Genomic DNA, 19184 nt, shown 5'->3' with positions numbered 1-19184 from the left:
ATGGCGACCCTGACCCGACCGGGCGCCGCCAGCGCGCCCAAGCCGCGCACCGACGGCCTGCTGGCCATTCTCGGTTCGATTCCGCTGGCCCTTGTGTTCCTGACGCTGGTGCTGACGCCGCTGGCGTTGACGCTGGTCCTGTCGTTCCGTCCGTTCGACTACAACGCGGGCATCCTGCCGGGGCATACCTTCGAGCATTACCTGGCGGTGGTGACCGACAGCTATTTCCTGGAGATCTTCTGGCGCACGTTCTGGATCGCGGCCGTGACCACGCTGATCTGCGTGCTGATCGGCGCGCCCGAGGCCTACATCCTGTCGCGCATGGGCAAGCCGTGGCGTTCGATCTTCCTGCTGGTGGTGCTGTCGCCCTTGCTGATTTCGCTGGTGGTGCGGGCCTTTGGCTGGAGCATGCTGCTGGGGCCGGGCGGCGCCATCGGCCGCGCCGCCGAGGCGCTGGGCCTGGGGCCGCTGCTCTACACGCCCACCGCCGTCATCATCGGCCTGGTGCATGTGATGTTGCCGTTCATGGTGATTCCGGTGTGGACCTCGCTGCAGAAGCTGGACCCCACCGTCGAGCACGCGGCGCTGTCGCTCAACGCCTCGCGCTTGCAGACGTTGTTGCGCATCGTGCTGCCGCAGGCCATGCCGGGCATCCTGTCGGGCAGCCTGATCGTGTTTGGCCTGTCGGCCAGCTCGTTCGCGATCCCGGCGCTGCTGGGCGGCCGGCGCCTGAAGATGGTGGCCACCGTGGTCTACGATGAGTTCCTGACCGAACTGAACTGGCCGATGGGCGCGGCCATTGCCATCGTGCTGCTGGTGGTCAACGTGGTCATCATGATGGCGTACAACCGCGTGGTGGAGCGCTCCTACCGGCGCAGCCTGGGCTGAGCGAGGGCAACGATCATGCAGAAAAACGGTCCCTTCGCCCTGCTCTTTAACGCCCTGGTGGTGCTGTTCGTGCTGGCGCCCCTGGTCATCGTGTGCCTGGTGGCGTTCACGCCCGAGTCCACGTTGACGGTGCCGACCACCGTGTTTTCGCTGCGCTGGTTCCGCGCGGTGTTCGAGCATTCCAACTTCATGCAGGCGTTCCAGAACAGCCTGTGGCTGGCGTTCCTGTCGGCCAGCATCGCGGTGTGCCTGGCGGTGCCGGCGGCCATCGCCATCACGCGCTACCGCTTTCCCGGGCGCAATGCGCTCAATGGCCTGTTCCTGTCGCCGCTGATGATTCCGCACCTGGTGCTGGGCGTGGCGCTGCTGCGCTTTTTCGCGCTGATGGGCACCACCGGCAGCTTCGGCTGGCTGGTGTTCAGCCACGTGGTGGTGATCACGCCTTATGTGATGCGGCTGGTGATCGGCGCGCTGGTGGGTTTCGACCGTTCGGTCGAGCACGCCGCGCTGTCCCTGGGCGCGAGCCGCGCCACGGTGTTCTTCCAGATGACGCTGCCGCTCATCATCCCGGGCGTGTCGGGCGGCTGGTTGCTGGCTTTCATCAACAGCTTCGATGAACTGACCATGTCGGTGTTCATCACCTCGCCGTCGACCATCACGCTGCCGGTGCGCATGTACATGTATGCGACCGAGTCGATCGATCCGATGATGGCGGCGGTGTCGGCGCTGGTGATCGGCCTGACCGCGGCCACCATGCTGCTGCTGGATCGCGTCTATGGGCTCGATCGCGTGCTGGTGGGACAGAAATGAAGACCGTGCCGCAAGCAGAACGGGAGATCCCGCAATCATGGCAATACTGAAACGCCTGGCTGAAACGGCCCGGCCCCCTGTCGCCTTCACGCTGGACGGCAAAGCCTGCAGCGCGCTGGCCGGCGATACCGTGCTGACCGCGGTGCTGACACAGGCCGAACAGCTGCGCGTCTCGGAGTTTGGCGGCGGCCCGCGCGCCGGCTTCTGCATGATGGGCGCTTGCCAGGACTGCTGGATGCAGCGCGAGGACGGCACCCGGCTGCGCGCGTGTTCCACGTACATCGAACCGGGCATGCGCCTGCGCAGCCTGCCGCCGCCCGCCGCCCAGGTGGCGGGCACGCTGGCGGCTGCCGTGGCCGGAGAGCAGGCGCCATGAGCATGATCCTGCCCGTGATCGTGGGCGCCGGCCCGGCCGGCGTCCGTGCCGCGCAGGCGCTGGCGGCGCAGGGCCTGCGGCCGGTGCTGCTGGACGAAGCGCCGCGCGCCGGCGGCCAGATCTACCGCCAGCCGCCGCCGGGATTCGCGCGGCCCAAGACGGCCCTGTATGGCTTCGAGCACCGCAAGGCCGACGCCCTGCATCGCCAGATGGACGCGCTGCGGGCACAGGTGGATTACCGTCCCGGCAGCCTGGTATGGAATGCCGAAGGCAAGACGTTGGATGTGCTGTGCAACGGCGCCAGCGCGCCCGTGCCCTATACCCACCTGATCCTGGCCACCGGCGCCACCGACCGCGTCCTGCCCTTCCCCGGCTGGCTGAAGCCGGGCGTCTACACACTGGGCGGGTCGCAGGTGGCGTTGAAGCACCAGGGCTGCGCCATCGGCGGGCGCGTCGCCTTCCTGGGCACGGGCCCCCTGCTCTACCTGGTTGCGTACCAGTACGCCAAGGCCGGCGCCCAGGTGGCGGCGGTGCTGGACACGTCGCGCCTGGCCGACCATTGCGCGGCATTGCCCGGCCTGCTGCGCGCGCCTGGCCTGCTGGCCAAGGGGCTGTACTACATGGCCTGGCTGCGCGCCCACGGCGTGCCGCTGGCCAGCGGCGTGCGGCCGGTGCGGGTCGAGGGCGAGGCGCGCGTAACCGGGCTGGTGTATCGCCAGGGGGCGCGCCAGCGGCGGGTGGATTGCGATGCGCTGGGTTACGGCCTGTCGCTGCGCTCCGAGACCCAGCTGGCCAGCCTGGTGGGATGCGAGTTCGCCTTCAATGCGCGGGACCGGGCCTGGACGCCGCGCCTGGATGCGGCGGGACGCAGCAGCGTTGCCGGCGTGTACCTGGCCGGCGACGGCGCCGCCATTGGGGGCGCGGATGCGGCGGAATGGGCGGGTGAGCGCGCCGCGCTGGCCTTGCTGCAAGACGCCGGGTATGCCGCGTCGTCGGCGCGGGCGCGTGAACTGGAGGCGCGTCTGGCCGCCAACGGCCGCGTGCGCGATGCGCTGGAGCGCGCTTTCCCGTTTCCCGCCGATTGGGCCGCCGATATCGCCGACGACACCGTGGTGTGCCGCTGCGAGGAAGTCACCGCGGGCACGTTGCGGGCTGCCGTCCATACCACCGGCGCGCATGAATTGAACCGCCTGAAGGCGCTGACCCGCGTCGGCATGGGCCGCTGCCAGGGCCGCATGTGCGGCGCCGGCGCGGCCGAGGTGCTGGCGCATGCCTGCGGCGCCGGGCCCGACGCGGTCGGCCGCCTGCGCGGCCAGCCCCCGGTCAAGCCCATTCCCGTGGATATCGTCTGCCTGGACCGTCCGGCAAAGGCCGCGCCATGACCGAGCGCATCGACACCGAAGTCGCCATCCTGGGCGGCGGCATCGTCGGCGGTAGCGCCGCGCTGTTCCTGCGCCGCCTGGGCGTGCCGGTGGTGCTGCTGGAAGCCGCGTTGTGCGGCGCGCGCGCCAGCGGCGTCAACTACGGCGGCGTGCGCCGCCAGGGCCGCGGGCTGGAGCAGATGCCGCTGGCGCGTCGCGCCCACGAACTGTGGGGCCAGCTGCCGCAGCTGATCGGCATCGACGGCGAATACGTGCGCTCGGGACATTTGAAGCTGGCCTGTTCCGACGAGGATATGCAGGCGCTGCACGCCTATCGGGCGCACACGCGCGGATTCGGCATGCATCTGCAGATGCTGGACCGCGCCGCGCTGGCGCAACGCTTCGGCTGGCTCGGCGCGCACGTGGTGGGCGGCTCGTTCTGCCCCGAGGACGGCCACGCCAACCCGCGCCTGGTGTCGCCTGCCTTCGGCCGTGCCGCGCGCGCGCTGGGCGCCGACGTGCGCGAGTCCACCACCGTTACCGCGGCGGTCCATGACGGCGACCGCTTCATCCTGCGGGCGGGCGACGCGCTCGAAGTGCGTTCGCGCGTCCTGCTCAATTGCGCCGGCGCCTGGGCCGGCCGTTTCGCGCAGGATTTTGGCGAGCCGGTGCCCGAAACCTCGAACCATCCGTTGATGATGGTGACCGAGCCGCTGCCGCCGTTCATGGACGTCAGCCTGGGCATGCAGGGTGGCGGCATTTACGCGCGCCAGGTGGCCCGCGGCAACTGTGTCATCGGCGGCGGCCGCGCCGTGTCGTCCGGGCCCGACTACGCCCGCCCCGGCCGCGACGCGCTGGGCGCCCTGATGGCCAACGCCGCGCGCCTGCTGCCGCCCTTGCGCGGCGCGCAGGTCATCCGCTTCTGGACTGGCGTGGAGGGCAACATGCCCGACCACAACCCGGTGCTGGGGCCCAGCGCCACCGTGCCGGGCCTGTTCCATGCCTTTGGCCTGTCGGGCGCGGGTTTCCAGATCGGCCCGGCCGTGGGCGAAGTGCTTTCCGAGCTGGTCGTGCGCGGCCGGTCTTCCATTCCCATCGACGCCTTCGGCATCGGACGATACACGGGGGCCGCTCACGGCGCCGTGGCTCGGTTGGGTCCTGTTCGTGAGCAAACGCTGGAGTCACCATGATGCACAAGAAACAGGGCGTTCGCCGCCCGTCCAAGGGGAAGTGGTTGCTGGGCCTGGCGCTGGCCGCGCTATCGGCGGGCGCCATGGCGCAGCAGAAGACGCTGTACGTCGGCATGAACGGCGGCGACATGGAACGCGCCTTCACGCAGTATGTGTTCCCGGATTTCGAGAAGGCCAACAACGTCAAGATCGTGGTGGTGCCGGGCACCTCCACGGATGTGCTGGCCAAGGCCCAGGCTTTCAAGGACAAGCCGCAGATGCACGTCATGTTCCTGGATGACGGCATCATGTCGCGCGCCATTTCCATGGGCCTGTGTGCGCCGCTGGATGACGCGCCGGTGCTCAAGGATCTGTACCCCACCGCCGTCATGAAGGACCGCATGGCTGCCGGCATCGATATCGGCATGACCGGACTGGGCTACAACACCCGCCTGTTCAGCGAAAAGGGCTGGGCGCCGCCGACCTCGTGGATGGACCTGGCCGATCCCAAGTTCAAGGGCAAGGTGGTGTTCCAGTCGGCATCCAGCAGCACCTTCGGCCTGCACGGCTTCCTGATGTTCAACCGCATCGAGGGCGGCACCGACCAGAACACCGAGCCCGGCTTCAAGAAGTGGGGGTCCACCATCGGCCCCAACGTGCTGGAGTACATCCCCAATTCGGCCAAGCTGGCCGAGATGATCCAGTCCAATGAAGCCGCCATCTTCCCGCTGACCCCGACCGCCATCGCGCGCCTGAAGAAGCGCGACATCCCGGTGGAATACGTCCAGCCCAAGGAAGGCTCGGTGATCCTGATGGTGGCCGAATGCGTCATCGCCAAGAACAGCGAACCGGAACTGGCGCAGAAGCTGGCGCTGTACCTGCTGTCGCCGCAGGCGCAGGCCAAGGCACTGGAAATGGGCGGCCATTTCCCGTCCAATACGAAGGTTCAACCGCCGGCCGGCAGCGAAGAGACGCTCAAGCGTTTCCAAGGCTACATGGCCAACGCCAAGATCCTGGACTGGGAGCAGATCAACGCCACCCGTCCGGCCTTCAACGCGCGCTGGAACCGCACGGTCGAACGCTGACGACCGGCGCGCCGCGCCGTCCGCGAGCGCTCGCGGGCAGCGCGGCGTCGATCCCACCCAGGGCGCGCGCGCCCGCAACGGAGTAGGCAAGGCATGCGGCTCATCATCAGGTCCGGCGACGAATCGGCCATGCAGGAATGGCGCGCGCATTTTCGCGTGTACGCGCCCGGCCTGGAGATCGTCGGCTGGCGCGATAAGGTCGATCCCGCTTCCATCGACTACGCCCTGGTGTGGGCCCCCGAGCCCGGCCGCCTGGCCGCTTTCCCCAATCTCAAGCTCATCATCAGCGCGGGCGCCGGCGTCGATCACATCGTCGCCGACCCGGCCTGGCCGCGCCATCTGCCCGTCGCCCGCATGGTCACGCCGCGCACCGAGACCGAGATGGCCGAATTCGTGCTCACCAGCGCCTTGATGCTGACCCGCGACCTCAAGCGCGCCATCGACCAGCAGGCCCGCCGCCACTGGGAACTTTACGACTCGCTGCGCGTGGCCGCCGACGTGCGCGTCGGCATCATGGGCCTGGGCCATCTCGGCATCGCCGCCGCGCGCCTGCTGTCGCGGGTCGGCTTTCCGGTCAGCGGCTGGTCGCGCGGCGCCAGCGCCCTGCCCGATGGCTTGCCGTCCTATGCCGGACAGGCGCAATTCGGCGAGTTCCTCGCAGGCGCCGACCTGCTGGTCTGCCTGCTGCCGGCCACCGATGCCACCCGCGGTATTCTCAATCGCGACACCTTCGCCCAGCTGCCGCGCGGCGCCAGCCTCATCAACGCCGGCCGCGGCGCCCACCTGGTCACGCAGGATCTGCTCGATGCCCTCGACGACGGCCACCTGCACCAGGCCGTGCTCGATGTGTTCGACCCCGAACCCCTGCCTCCCGAGTCTGCGCTCTGGGCCCACCCCGGCATCATCATCACGCCCCACTGCGCCGCCATCCCCGACCGCCGCGAGCGCGCCCGCCACACCGCCTGGCTGATCGCCGCCAACGAACGCGGCGAGGCCCTGCCCAATATCTACGACCCCGCGCGCGGCTACTGAAAACCCGGCAAAGCAGTTATCCACAGCTGGCTCGTTGCGCTAAAACCCCATGGGCTGTGGAAAACTTGTTTTCCCCGCGCCGCCCTCGGCTCGGCTCTCCTGGCGCCTACAGAACGCCGCCCGCCACCCGCAAAAAGATCTCCCCCCCACACAAAAAACCGCAAAATCTGCAAACCCGCCCCGCCTACATTGCTCCTCAAGGAGCCGCGCAAGTGAAACCCCAGACCCGCACCGCCTACGCCCGGCGCATGGACCCCGTCCTGCGCTGGCTGGCCAGCCACCCCGACGCCGACCCTGACCTGTACCGGTTGGCCGACCTGGCTTGCCTGTCGCCCTATCATTTCCACCGCGTCTACCGCGCGCTGATGGGCGAAACCGTGAACGCCACCGTGCAGCGCATCCGCATGCACCGCGCGGCCGTCTCGCTGGGCAGCACCGGGGATTCCTTGCGTGACGTTGCGCAGCGCGCCGGCTACGAGTCGGACGCCGCCTTCAATCGCGCGTTCGGCGCGACCTTCGGCATTGCGCCGGGGCGCTACCGCGCGACCCGCTCCCGACCCTTCAATCCCAAGGAGCTAGGCATGTACCCCATCACCATCGAAACCTTCCCCGGCGCCGTGCTGGCCGCCTTGCCGCATCAGGGCAGCTACCAGGAAATCGGCCCGGTCTTCTCCCGCGCCTTCATGCTCGCCGTCAGCCGTGGCCTGGCCGGCCCCGAGGCCATTGGCTTTGGCGTGTATTTCGACGATCCCGAGCAAGTGCCCGCGGCCCGGCTGCGGTCCATGGCCGGCATGCCGGTCGCGCCCGACGCCGATCTGGGCGACGAACTGGAGCGGTTCGAGATTCCCGCCCTGCGCTGCGCCATGCTGACCTACACCGGTCCGTACAACGAGATGGACAAGGCCTATAACTGGATGTTCTCGGAATGGCTGCCGGGCAGCGGCAGCGTGCCGGCCGACTTTCCGATGTTCGAGCAGTACCTGAACGACCCGCGCACGACGCCGCCCGCGCAATTGCGCACGCGCATCTGCATGCCGCTGAAGTAAGCGCCCGCGGCGGCGGCCGCGTCCATCAGGACCCGCCGCCGGCGTGCGCGCCCGTCAGGCCACGTTGAGCGACATCGAGTACTTCATCTTGTCGTGCGGGAACGTGGTGATGGTGGCCAGCAGCAGCACCCCGCCGCCGCCGTAGTAGCGGCGCGTGATCACAAAGCCCGCCGTCCGCGGTTCCACATGGAGCTGTCGGGCGATGCCCGCGGCGATTGGCGTGGCCGAGAATTCCTGGTTGACCTCGTGGATGCGGTTGCCGAAATGATCTTCGATCAACCGCAGCAGCGAAATGCGCGGCTGGATGTCGGCGCGCAGGTCCGAGTGCGCCGGGTCGGCGTAGATCAGCGTGCAGGCCACCGGCGTGTCCTGGTCGCCCAGCGTCTTGATGGAATTGATATGCAGCCATGAACGGCCGGCCTCGGTCCCGAGCGTCTCGGCCAGGCGCCGGGTCAGCTTGACGGTGCGCACTTCCTGCACCAGCAGCGCGGCGTTGCGCGCGTATTGCAGCAAGTCCGGGAACTGCGAAATGCGCTGCGTGAAGCGCGTGCTGGCATGGGCGGTCTCGACCCGCGTGCCCACGCCGGGGCGGCGCGACACCATGCCGGCCACCGTCAGCATGCGGATGGCCTCGCGGATGGTGTGGCGGCTGGCGCCGAACTGGTCGCACAGCTCATGCTCGGTCGGCAGCAGAGTCATGACAGGGTAGCGGCCGCTGCCGATGTCGCGCGCCAATTGCTGGTAGATGCTCTTGTAGCGCGGGCCGCCGGCCTCATCGTCCGGCACCGAGGCCTGGCCGCGGGCCTCGCGCGCGACGGCCGGATCGGGCGCGCGGTCGGAGGATCGGGTCATGGGTGGCTCCTTTTTTTGTCCTATTTCTATCGGGGTTTGTCCGGACAATAACCGATTGACAAGACAGTCTCTGCGGATCCATTATTTGTCCGGACATTCATGTACGGACAAATTGTACGGCGGACATGAGGTTGCGGGGCAAGCGGGGCCGCTTTTTTTTCAGCGGCGAGTCCATCCCCGGATTCAGGCGGCATCGGTAGTTCTTGCAGTTTTCTTCCAATAAACGGGGGTTTTCATGGGCAAGTTACTCGCAGTCCTGACGGCGGCCACGGTGGCCGCCGGTGTGTGCGCCAACGCGCAGGCGCAGCAGAAACTGGTGGTCGCCGGCTACGGCGGTTCGTTCGAAGACATCATGCGCAAAGACATCTTCCCGCCCTTCGCCAAGCAGCATGGCGTAGAGCTGGACTATGTGGCCGGCAACTCCACCAACACGGTGGCGCGCCTGCAGGCGCAGAAAAGCAACCAGCAGATCGACGTGGCGATCATCGACGACGGTCCGATGTACCAGGCCATCGCGCTCGGCTTCTGCGCGCCGATCCAGGGCCTGCCGGCCAACGATCTCTACGGCACGGCCCGCTACAAGGACGACAAGGCGGTGGCCATCGGCATCGTGGCCACCGGCATCATGTACAACAAGAAGGTCTTCGAAGAACGCAAGTGGGCTCCGCCCACCTCATGGAAGGACCTGAAGGATCCCAAGTACAAGAAGCAACTGGTGGTGCCGCCGCTGAACAACACCTATGGCCTGCACGCGCTGGTGGAATACGCCCGCGAAGGCGGGGGCGGCGAAAAGAACATCGATCCGGGTTTCAAGACCTTCAAGGACGAGATCGGCCCCAACGTGTTGGTCTACGAACCCTCGCCCGGCAAGATGACGGAACTGTTCTCCAGCGGGCAAGCCGCCATCGCCGTATGGGGCAGCGGGCGCGTCAAGGCATTCGCCGACACCGGCTTCCCGGTGGGCTTCGTCTATCCGCGCGAAGGCGCCTATGCCTTGTTGTCGTCGGTGTGTCCGGTGGCCAAGGCCAATGCCAATCCGCTGGCGCAGGCTTTCGTGAACTACCTGGTCAGCCCGCCGGTGCAGGAAAAGCTGGCCAGCGCCTATGGCTACGGTCCGGTCAACAAGCTGGCCAAGGTGGCCGACGATCCGCGCGTGCCGCTACCGATCGGCAAGCGCGCCGATGCCCTGATCGTGATCGACTGGGACACGGTCAACCAGAACCGCGAAGACTGGAACAAGCGCTGGACGCGCGAAATCGAGCGTTGAAGTTCGTACACCAGCACGCAACGGCGGCGCGGGCGCGCCGCCAGCGGGAGCATCCATGACCTATCTCGTATTGAACCGCCTGTCCAAGCGCTACGGCGACCTGACGGCGGTGGAAGACCTGAGCCTGTCGGTCGAGCGGGGCGAGTTCATCTCGCTGCTGGGACCGTCCGGTTGCGGCAAGACCACCACCTTGCAGATGATCGCCGGGTTCGTCGAACCCAGCGGCGGCAGCATCGTGCTCGACGGCAAGGACGTCAGTCGCATACCGGCCAACAAACGCGGGCTGGGCATGGTGTTCCAGAACTATGCGCTGTTTCCGCACATGACCGCGGCCGAGAACGTGTCGTTCGGCCTGGAGATGCAGCGCGTCGGCAAGCAGGAACGGCAGGCGCGCGTGGCCGAGGCGCTCAAGCTGGTGGGCCTGGCGCACCTGGCCGACCGCCATCCGGCGCGCATGTCGGGCGGCCAGCAGCAGCGCGTGGCGTTGGCGCGTGCGCTGGTGATCCGGCCTAGCGTGTTGCTGCTGGACGAGCCGCTGTCGAATCTGGATGCCAAGCTGCGCGAGGAAATGCAGCTGGAGCTGCGCAGCATCCAGCGTACCGTCGGCACCACCACCATCCTGGTGACGCACGACCAGTCCGAAGCGCTGGCCCTGTCGGATCGGGTGGTGGTGATGAACCAGGGGCGGGTCGAGCAAGTGGCGGAGCCGTTCGCCGCCTACGAGGCGCCGAACAGCCGTTTTGTCGGCGGATTCCTGGGCAAGGCCAACATCTTCACGCCGACGCCGCAGACTTATGCGGATGAGGTGCGCGCGCGCATCGGCGAGGCCCACATTCCCATGGAGGGCCAGCCGGTGCCCCAGGGTGCGGTAATCGTGCGGCCTGAGAAAATCCTGTTCGCCGAGGCCGGCGCCTGTGCCCTGCCCGGCCGCATGAAGACGCGCGTGTTCCAGGGCAACCACTGGCTGTGCCAGGTCGATACATCGGTGGGCGAGGTGCTGGTGATCCGCCAGAACGACGGCGTGCCGGTGCCGGCCGAAGGTGAAACCGTGCATCTGCGCTGGCGCGCGCAAGACATGTGCGCCGTGGCCGGCCAGGAGTCCCCGCAATGAGCGCGCGCGCCAACCCCTGGCTGTTGAGCGCGCCGGCGCTGGCCGTCTACGCCACCTTCCTGGTGGTGCCGATGGCGCTGGTGTTGCTGATCAGTTTCTTCGACTTCCAGTTCTATGGCGGCATGCAAGCCACCTTCACCTGGAAGAACTACATCGAGATCTTCAGCGACGGCTACTACTACGAGATCTACGCCCGCACCTTCGGCGTCGCGGCGCTGGTGACGGTGGCCTGCCTGCTTCTGGGCACGGCCGAGGCCTACGTGCTGTCGCGCATGGCCAATCCGTGGAAGGGCCTGTTCCTGATGGTGGTGCTGGGGCCGCTGCTGATTTCGGTGGTGGTGCGCACACTGGGCTGGGCATTGCTGTTCGGCTCCACCGGCCTGATCAACAAGGCGCTGATGGGCATTGGCCTGATCTCGACGCCGATCGACCTGATGTACAGCAACCTGGGCGTGGGCATTGCGCTGACGCACGTGCTGGTGCCGTTCATGGTGATCTCGGTGTGGGCCTCGCTGCAGCGGATCAATCCGTCGACCGAGGCCGCCGCGCTGTCGCTGGGCGCCAGCCAGTTCACCGTGATCCGGCGCGTGATCGTGCCGCAGGTGATGCCCGGCATCCTGTCCGGCTCGATCATGGTGTTCGCGATGGCGGCCAGCTCCTTCGCCACGCCGGCGATTATCGGCGGAAGGCGCCTGAAGAACGTGGCGACCGCCGCCTACGACGAGTTCCTGAACACGCTCAACTGGCCGCTGGGCGCGGCGCTGGCGGTGGTGTTGCTGGTGGCGACCGTGGTGGTGCTGCTGTCGGCCAACCGGTTGATCGAGCGCCGCTATGGCGCGGTCTTCAATCCGTCGGGGGCCTGACATGAACTTCCGCAATGGCCCGATCGGCCTGCTGTTCCATACGGTTTTCATCCTGTTCATCCTGGCGCCCATCGTCATGGTGTGCGCGGTGGCCTTCACCGCCGAAGGCTTCATCTCGCTGCCCAGCGGCGGCCTGTCGCTGCGTTGGTTCCGCGCCATTCTCGACAACCCCCGTTTCATCGAGGCGTTCTGGTTCAGCCTGGGGTTGGGCGCATTGTCGGCCACCCTGGCGATCGGGCTGGCGGTGCCGAGCGCGCTGGCGCTGGCCCGCAACCGCTTTCGCGGCCGCGAGGCGCTGGTGGCCTTTTTCCTGTCGCCGCTGATGATTCCGCACGTCGTGTTGGGGCTGGCTTTCCTGAAGTTCTTCACCACCGTGGATCTGGCGGGCACCTATGTGGGGTTGGTGGTGGCGCACGTCATCCTCATCATGCCGTACGCATTGCGCCTGGTGCTGGCGTCGGCCACCGGCATCGACCCGGCGCTGGAGCGTGCCGCGCAATCGCTGGGCGCGTCGAACTGGACCGCGTTCCGGCGCGTGGTGTTGCCGCTGTTGCTGCCGGGCGTGGTCAGTGGCTGGGTGATTGCCTTCATCACCAGTTTCGACGAGCTGACCATGTCGATCTTCATCGCCTCGCCGTCGACCACCACGCTGCCGGTGCGCATCTTCCTGCACATCGAGGACACCATCGACCCGCTGGTGACGGCGGTGTCCGCCGTGCTGATCTACGTGACCATCATCGCCATCTTCATCCTGGACCGCTTCGTGGGCCTGGAAAAGCTGTTTGTCGGAAAGGGACGCTAATGACGGACGAGAAACAACTGGCGCCGCGCGCGCCAGCGCATCGCGGCATCTACGATGCCGTGGTGATCGGTGGCGGCCTGGTCGGCTCTGCCGTGGCCTACGGGCTGCGGCGCGCGCTCGACCACGTTGCCGTGCTGGACGAGGGCGACGTGGCCTATCGCGCTTCGCGCGGCAATTTCGGGTTGGTGTGGGTGCAAAGCAAGGGCATGGGCCTGCCACGCTATGGCGTGTGGACCATGGCCTCGGCTGGCGCGTGGCCGCAGCTGGCGGAAGAACTGTTGGAACAGACCGGCGTGGACGTGCACCTGGAGCAGCGCGGCGGCCTGCACGTGTTGCTGAGCGACGAGGAAATGCAGGCGCGGGCCACCTTCATGCGTACCCTGCTGGCGCAGCCCGGCATGGCGCAGTACGACTGGAAACTGCTCGACCGCAATGAAGTGGCGGACCTGGTGCCCGGTATCGGCCCCGAGGTACGCGGCGCCACCTGGACACCGGTGGACGGCATCGCCAACCCGCTCAAGCTGCTGCGGGCGCTGCACATGAGTTTTGCACAGCGGATTGTGGATTACCTGCCGCGCTGTCCGGCGCAAAAAATCCGGCAGCGCGACGGCGTGTTCGAGATCACCACGCCTACCGGCACGGTGCGCGCGCGCAAGCTGGTGCTGGCCGGCGGCCTGTCCAACAAGGCCTTGGGCGAACAGATTGGCCTGGTCGTGCCGGTGCGCCCGCAGCGCGGCCAGATCGTGGTGCTGGAGCGCACCCGCCGCTTGCTGGAAACGCCGCTGTCCACGCTGCGCCAGACCGACGAAGGCACCTGGCTGATCGGCGATTCACAGGAAGAAGCCGGTTATGTGGACAACCATGTGGGCCTGCCCATTCTTGGCACGCTGGCCGATCGCGCCGTGCGCACGCTGCCGGCGCTGCGGGAGGTGCGCGTGGTGCGCAGCTGGGCCGCGCTGCGCGTGATGTCGCAGGACGGCTTTCCCATCTACCAGCAATCCGAAACGTGCCCCGGCGCCTTCGTCGCCACCTGTCACAGCGGCGTCACCCTGGCCGCCGCGCACGCGTTCAAACTGGCGCCCATGATCGCCGCCGGCCAATTGGCCGACGACATGGCGCCCTTCTCGACCCGGAGGTTCCATGTTCAAGAGGCTTGACGAGGCGCAGCGCCAGGCGCAGGGCGCGCCGGTACGCGTGACGGTCAACGGCGCCGAACTGCAATGCCGCGCCGGCGACAGCGTGGCCGCGGCGTTGTTCGCCGGCGGCGTGCAGGCCTGTCGCGATACCGCGGTGGGCGAGGTGCCGCGCGGGCCCTATTGCATGATGGGCGTGTGCTACGACTGCCTGGTCACGATCGACGGCCAGGCCAACCAGCAGGGCTGCATGACGGCCGTGCGTGACGGCATGAAGATCGAGCGCCAGTTGGGCGCGCGCAAGGTGCAGGCATGATCGAAACGACGCAATGCGATTTGCTGGTAGTGGGCGCGGGCCCCGCCGGACTGGCCGCCGCCACCACGGCCGCACGCCTGGGCGTGGACACAGTGCTGCTGGATGAACAACCCGCGCCGGGCGGCCAGATCTACCGCGCCATCACCACCACGCCGGTGACCGACCGCACGGTGCTGGGGCCGGACTATTGGCACGGCGCCTCGCTGGTCGAGCCCTTCCGCCAGTCGGGCGCGCGCTACTTGCCGGGCGCGACCGTGTGGGCGGTGGCCGAGCGTACCGCGCCCGAGCCGGAACGCGGGTTCGAGGTGGCCTACTCGGTGGCGGGCCAGGCGCGTGTGCTGCACGCGCGGCGCTTGCTGCTGGCCACCGGCGCGCAGGAACGGCCGTTCCCGATTCCCGGCTGGACCCTGCCCGGCGTCATCACCGCCGGCGCCGCGCAGATCCTGCTGAAGTCGGCGGGCGTGGTGCCGGCCGACCGCACGGTGCTGGCCGGCTGCGGGCCGCTGCTGTATCTGGTGGCCTGGCAGTACCTGAACGCTGGCGTGAAAGTCGACGCGCTGCTTGAAACCACGCCGCCCGGCCGCCTGCGCCAGGCATTGCCCAAGGTGTGGGACTTCCTGCGCTCGCCCTATCTGGGCAAGGGGCTGTCGCTGCTGCGCGCGGTCAAAGCGGCGGTGCCCATCGTCAAGGGCGTGACGGCGCTGCAAGCGCTGGGCCAGGACGCGCTGGAAAGCGTGCGCTATACCACCGCGGCGGGGGTAACCAAGACCTTGCCGGCGCAGCAACTGATGCTGCACCAGGGGGTGGTGCCCAACGTCAACCTGTCGCGCGCCATCGGCGCCGAGCACCGCTGGAACGCGGCGCTGGATTGCTGGGAGCCGGAGGTCGACGACTGGGGCCTGACCTCGGTCGACGGCGTCGGCATGGCGGGTGACGGGGCCGGCATCGCCGGCGCGCTGGCGGCCGAACAGCGCGGCCGGTTGGCGGCGTTGCAGGCCGCGCATCTGCTGGGCCGCATCGACGCGGCGCGGCGCGACCACGAGGCCGCCGCGCCGCGCGCCGCGCTGGCGCGGGCGGTACGCGGACGCGAATTCTTCGACACGCTCTACAAGGCGCCGGAGACCTTCCGCCGCCCCACCGGTGACACCATCGTGTGCCGCTGCGAGGAAGTGACCGCCGCCCAGGTGCGCGAGACCGTCAAGCTCGGTTGCAGCGGCCCGAACCAGATGAAGGCCTTCCTGCGATGCGGCATGGGGCCGTGTCAGGGCCGCTTCTGTGGCCTGACGGTGTCGGAACTCATCGCCGAGGAACGCGGCGTGCCGGTGCCCGAGGTCGGCTACTACCGCCTGCGCTTCCCGACCAAGCCGCTGACGCTGGGCGAACTGGCGTCGCTGCCGCAGACCGATGAATCCCGCCAGGCGGTGGTGCGCCTGAAGAAATAGGAGCCCGCCATGACGGACGCTTCGCGTTCGGCCGCCGTCATCGTCATCGGCGGCGGCCTGCACGGCAGCTCGGCCGCGCTGCACCTGGCGCGCGCCGGCGTGCCGGTGCTGGTGATCGAGAAGAACTACGTTGGCCGCCACGCCTCGGGCGTGAATGCGGGCGGCGTGCGCACGCTGTCGCGGCACCTGGCCGAAGTGCCGCTGGCGCTGGCCTCGCGCGCGCTGTGGTATCGCATTGGTGATCTGGTCGACGACGATTGCGGCTTTGAGCAGCACGGGCAGGTGCGCGTGGCCGAGAACGCGGCCGACGCGGCGGCGCTGCGCGAACGGCTCGCGATCATGCAGCAGCATGGCTACACGCATGAGCAATGGATCGAGCGCGACGATCTGCTGGCAATGATTCCCGCCTTGACGCCCACCGTGCAGGGCGGCCTGATCGCGCGCGAAGACGCCGCCGCCGACCCCTACCGCACCACGCTGGCGTTCCGCCGCAAGGCCGCCGGCCTGGGCGCGCGTTTCCTGGAAGGCGTGCGCGTGCTGCGCACGTCGCATGAGCATGGACAATGGCGGGTCGAAACCGACGCCGGCGTCTACACCGCGCCCCAGGTGCTCAACTGCGCCGGCGCTTGGGCCGACCGTATCGCCGCCGAATGGGGCGAGCCGGTGCCGCTGACCGCCATCAGCCCGATGATGCTGGTGACGCTGCGCATGGATCATTTCCTGGACGCGGTGGTGCTGGGCACCGGCCGGCCGCTGTCGTTCAAGCAGCGCGCCAATGGCACCGTGCTGATCGGCGGCGGGCGCCGCGCCTGGGTCGACCGCGACGCCGAATGGACCGAGCTGGATTTCCGCTCGCTGGCCGAGGGCGCGCGCACCGTCTGCGACCTGTTCCCGCACATGCGGCACGCCATCGTGAACCGGGGCTGGGCCGGCATCGAGGCCGCCATGCCCGACGAGATCCCGGTGATCGGCCGCAGCCGCCGCCATGACAGCGCTTTTCACGCTTTCGGCTTCTCGGCGCACGGCTTCGAACTGGGACCGATCGTCGGCCGTATCATGGCCGACCTGATCACCACTGGCGCCACCGACCTGCCGATCGCGCCGTTCGCCATCGATCGTTTCGCCGGCGCCACGGACGCGCCGGCATCCACCTCCAAGGAGCAGCACCCATGACTGATATCGTGCGCAAGGATTCCAACGAGCGGCTGAGCCGCATCGTGATGCACGGCGACACCGTGTACGTGGCGGGCGTGACCTCGTCGGCCGAAGGCGGCATCACCGCGCAGACGCGCGACGTGCTGGCCAAGATCGACGGCTACCTGACGCGCGCCGACACCGACAAGACGCGCCTGCTGTCGGTGCAGATCTGGCTCAAGGACATCGAGCGTGATTTCGCCGGCATGAACGCGGTGTGGGCCGAGTGGGCCCCGGCCAATGCGCTGCCGACCCGCGCCACCTGCGAGGCCAAACTGGCTTCGCCCGAACTGTTGGTAGAAATCGTCGTCACGGCCGCGAAGCGGCCGGGATACGTCGGCGGGCCGGTGTCGGAAGCCTGATCGGCCGGCACGAGCCGGCAGCATGACGCCGGCTCGTGTCAGTGGTAGGCCGTCGCTGCCCCGACAGCGGCGGGTGAAGGCGGCGTCTGGCCTCGGACACGCCTTATTTCGTTATCCCGTGATGCATTTTCCCGGTTTTACGCTTCCTCGCTGTTGATAATCGGCGCGTTGAAAAGGAAGTGTTTTGGATTGGCCGGCAAGCTCGGCCTCCGGGAATTCGTATCGTGCCTACCGGTCAGTTCTTTACCCGCAGTATCGAGGCATCCTGCCGCGAACGTCATGGCTTGCGGCAAGGCGGCTGGCGCCGCACGCTGGCCGCCCTGCGCGATAGCGTCTGCCTGGCGCTGTGCGTCGGGTTCATCGCCCTGACCCTCCCCCCTTTGCTGGCCGCGCAACCCCTGCCGGCCGACGCGGCCGCGCGCGCCGGCGACATCCAGCGCCGCCAGGAACAGGACCTGGACGCGCAGCGCGCCCGCGCCGCGGAACGGCCGGACGTGTTGTCGGCGCCGCCGGCCGTCGCTGGCGAGGGTGCGCTCGTCTTCCCCGACGAATCGCCCTGCTTCCGAATCAGCCAGGTGATCTGGGACGGCGCAGCACCACCGGCCGCGCTGCGCCGCGCCAGCGAGGCGGCACTGGGTCAATGCGTCGGCGGCCAAGGGTTGCGCGCCTTGCAGGAACACCTGATGGCGCGCCTGATCGATCGCGGCCTGATCACCGCGCGGGTGCTGGTGCCCGAACAGTCGCTGGCCAGCGGCACGCTGACCCTGCGTTACGTACCCGGCCGCATCTCCGGGGTCAGGAGCGACGGCGCGCCCGGCTGGTGGCGCACCGCGCTGCCCACCTGGCCCGGCGGCGAGGTCAACCAGCGCGACCTGGACCAGGCGCTGGAGAACATCCGCCGCCTCGGTGGCCAGGCCGACGCCTCCATCGACGTCGCTCCCGGCCCCGAGCTGGGCGACTCCGACATCATCATCAAACCCGGCAGCGGCAAGCGCTGGCACGCCTACGTGGGCGGCGACAACGCCGGCCTGGAATCGACCGGCAAGAACCAGGTCAACGCCGGCCTCACGCTCGATTCGCCGCTGTTCCTGTACGACCAGTTGTCGGTGTCCTGGAACAGCAACGCCGACCTGCGCAACGGCGATGCCGGCTCGCGCGCGGCCTCCATCAACTACAGCATCCCGTTTGGCTACTGGACCTTGTTCGCCGGGGCCAGCAAGTCGCGCTACCGCCAGACCGTGGCCGGCTTCGAGGAACCCATCGTCTACGGCGGCACCAGCAAGCAGGTGGAGGTGGGCGTGTCGGTGGTGCCGTATCGCGGCGCCAGCTACAAGGGCACCGCCGTGCTCAAGTTCCTGCGCAAGCGCGCCAACAGCACGCTCAACGACATCGACATCGAGGTGCAGCGGCGCGACGTGGCCGGCTACGAATTCAGCTACGGCCATCGTCATTACATCGACCAGATGGTGCTGGACATCGGCGGCGGCGTGCGCGGCACGCTGCCGCAGTTTTCGAACCAGCCCGGCTACGTCTACGGCGACCCGGACTGGAATGGGCGCAGCACCATCCTGAGCGCCAACGCTGGTCTGTATCTGCCGTTCAAGGTGGCGGGGCAGCAACTGGCCTACCAGGCCAACTGGCAGATCCAGCACGCCAAGACACCGGTCGTGCCCGCCGATTACTTCACCATCGGCAACCGCTATGCGGTGCGCGGCTTCGACGGGCAGATGACGCTGGCCGCGGAAGACGGCTGGACCTTGCGCAATGACCTGTCGCTGGACCTGGGCGGGTTGGCGGGCATGCCGGGCCAGCAGCTTTATGCCGGGCTGGACGCCGGCCGCGTTGGCGGCCCGTCGGCCCAGTACCTGGCCAGCCGCACGCTGGTCGGCGCGGTGGCCGGCCTGCGCGGCCGCATCGCCATGCCCTATGTCAACGCCAGCTACGACCTGTCGGCCGGCTGGCCCCTGAAAAAGCCCGACAACCTGAAAACACAAAGCACCGTCTTCGCCGCCACGCTGATGTTCGAGTTCTGATCCCGCCCCTTTGCGTGGCCGCAATGCCCGCAAAGCCGTCCC

Annotated in this window: 19 protein-coding genes; 18 read left to right on the top strand and 1 reads right to left on the bottom strand. The window is 68.3% G+C overall.

All coding sequences use genetic code 11. From position 1 onward, the window contains the following. From K2W61_RS08430 to K2W61_RS08395, 8 genes are all read left to right on the top strand, one after another. Complete coding sequence (locus tag K2W61_RS08430; RefSeq protein ID WP_175135462.1) at positions 1 to 888, top strand: ABC transporter permease; 888 nt, start codon at positions 1 to 3, stop codon at positions 886 to 888. A gap of 15 nt (positions 889 to 903) precedes the next feature. After that, complete coding sequence (locus K2W61_RS08425; RefSeq protein ID WP_175135463.1) at positions 904 to 1698, top strand: ABC transporter permease; 795 nt, start codon at positions 904 to 906, stop codon at positions 1696 to 1698. A 37-nt stretch (positions 1699 to 1735) separates the two neighbouring features. Next, entirely contained in the window at positions 1736 to 2074 is a 339-nt protein-coding gene (locus K2W61_RS08420) for a (2Fe-2S)-binding protein (RefSeq protein ID WP_236755431.1), read from the top strand. Then, positions 2071 to 3456 carry an FAD/NAD(P)-dependent oxidoreductase gene (locus K2W61_RS08415; protein ID WP_175135465.1) on the top strand — a complete coding sequence of 462 codons (1386 nt, stop codon included), beginning with the start codon at positions 2071 to 2073 and terminating at the stop codon, positions 3454 to 3456. The genes K2W61_RS08420 and K2W61_RS08415 overlap by 4 nt, the downstream gene beginning before the upstream one ends. Then, a complete protein-coding gene (locus K2W61_RS08410; RefSeq protein ID WP_175135466.1) occupies positions 3453 to 4625 on the top strand; it encodes an NAD(P)/FAD-dependent oxidoreductase in 1173 nt (390 codons plus the stop codon). Before K2W61_RS08415 ends, K2W61_RS08410 begins: the two co-directional genes overlap by 4 nt. Beyond that, on the top strand, positions 4622 to 5689 hold the full coding sequence (locus K2W61_RS08405; RefSeq protein WP_175135467.1) for an ABC transporter substrate-binding protein: 1068 nt from the start codon (positions 4622 to 4624) through the stop codon (positions 5687 to 5689). The genes K2W61_RS08410 and K2W61_RS08405 overlap by 4 nt, the downstream gene beginning before the upstream one ends. A gap of 93 nt (positions 5690 to 5782) precedes the next feature. After that, on the top strand, positions 5783 to 6721 hold the full coding sequence (locus tag K2W61_RS08400; protein WP_236755430.1) for a 2-hydroxyacid dehydrogenase: 939 nt from the start codon (positions 5783 to 5785) through the stop codon (positions 6719 to 6721). 212 nt (positions 6722 to 6933) lie between these two features. Further along, positions 6934 to 7767, top strand: coding sequence for an AraC family transcriptional regulator (locus tag K2W61_RS08395; RefSeq protein ID WP_175135469.1), 834 nt, complete (start codon positions 6934 to 6936; stop codon positions 7765 to 7767). A gap of 54 nt (positions 7768 to 7821) precedes the next feature. Here the strand turns inward: K2W61_RS08395 and K2W61_RS08390 are convergent, their stop codons facing one another. After that, positions 7822 to 8619: a GntR family transcriptional regulator gene (locus K2W61_RS08390; protein ID WP_175135470.1), complete on the bottom strand. Its 798-nt coding sequence runs from the start codon at positions 8617 to 8619 to the stop codon at positions 7822 to 7824. 235 nt (positions 8620 to 8854) lie between these two features. Between K2W61_RS08390 and K2W61_RS08385 the strand changes: the two genes are divergently transcribed. The 10 genes from K2W61_RS08385 (at position 8855) to K2W61_RS08340 (ending at position 19142) form a co-directional block, all read left to right on the top strand. Beyond that, positions 8855 to 9886 carry an ABC transporter substrate-binding protein gene (locus tag K2W61_RS08385; protein WP_175135471.1) on the top strand — a complete coding sequence of 344 codons (1032 nt, stop codon included), beginning with the start codon at positions 8855 to 8857 and terminating at the stop codon, positions 9884 to 9886. A gap of 55 nt (positions 9887 to 9941) precedes the next feature. Continuing rightward, the gene (locus K2W61_RS08380; RefSeq protein ID WP_175135472.1) at positions 9942 to 10997 is read left to right on the top strand and encodes an ABC transporter ATP-binding protein; all 1056 of its coding nucleotides are present in this window, start codon (positions 9942 to 9944) and stop codon (positions 10995 to 10997) included. Beyond that, positions 10994 to 11860: an ABC transporter permease gene (locus K2W61_RS08375; protein WP_175135473.1), complete on the top strand. Its 867-nt coding sequence runs from the start codon at positions 10994 to 10996 to the stop codon at positions 11858 to 11860. Before K2W61_RS08380 ends, K2W61_RS08375 begins: the two co-directional genes overlap by 4 nt. 1 nt (position 11861) lies before the next feature. Beyond that, positions 11862 to 12662, top strand: a complete 801-nt coding sequence (locus K2W61_RS08370; protein ID WP_175135474.1) for an ABC transporter permease — start codon at positions 11862 to 11864, stop codon at positions 12660 to 12662. Then, a complete protein-coding gene (locus K2W61_RS08365) occupies positions 12662 to 13819 on the top strand; it encodes an NAD(P)/FAD-dependent oxidoreductase (protein WP_236755429.1) in 1158 nt (385 codons plus the stop codon). The genes K2W61_RS08370 and K2W61_RS08365 overlap by 1 nt, the downstream gene beginning before the upstream one ends. Then, complete coding sequence (locus K2W61_RS08360; RefSeq protein ID WP_175135476.1) at positions 13803 to 14111, top strand: (2Fe-2S)-binding protein; 309 nt, start codon at positions 13803 to 13805, stop codon at positions 14109 to 14111. The genes K2W61_RS08365 and K2W61_RS08360 overlap by 17 nt, the downstream gene beginning before the upstream one ends. Beyond that, a complete protein-coding gene (locus K2W61_RS08355) occupies positions 14108 to 15553 on the top strand; it encodes an FAD/NAD(P)-dependent oxidoreductase (RefSeq protein WP_175135477.1) in 1446 nt (481 codons plus the stop codon). The genes K2W61_RS08360 and K2W61_RS08355 overlap by 4 nt, the downstream gene beginning before the upstream one ends. 9 nt (positions 15554 to 15562) lie before the next feature. Beyond that, a complete protein-coding gene (locus K2W61_RS08350; protein WP_236755428.1) occupies positions 15563 to 16726 on the top strand; it encodes an NAD(P)/FAD-dependent oxidoreductase in 1164 nt (387 codons plus the stop codon). Further along, the gene (locus K2W61_RS08345; RefSeq protein ID WP_175135479.1) at positions 16723 to 17109 is read left to right on the top strand and encodes a RidA family protein; all 387 of its coding nucleotides are present in this window, start codon (positions 16723 to 16725) and stop codon (positions 17107 to 17109) included. Before K2W61_RS08350 ends, K2W61_RS08345 begins: the two co-directional genes overlap by 4 nt. A gap of 338 nt (positions 17110 to 17447) precedes the next feature. Further along, positions 17448 to 19142, top strand: coding sequence for a ShlB/FhaC/HecB family hemolysin secretion/activation protein (locus K2W61_RS08340; RefSeq protein ID WP_419761638.1), 1695 nt, complete (start codon positions 17448 to 17450; stop codon positions 19140 to 19142). Positions 19143 to 19184: the final 42 nt, after the last annotated feature.

The organism is Achromobacter pulmonis, assembly GCF_021733725.1.
GTDB classification, from domain to species: domain Bacteria; phylum Pseudomonadota; class Gammaproteobacteria; order Burkholderiales; family Burkholderiaceae_B; genus Achromobacter; species Achromobacter pulmonis.
Note: the sequence above shows the minus strand (reverse complement) of the source record. Positions and strands in the feature narration are given on the sequence as shown.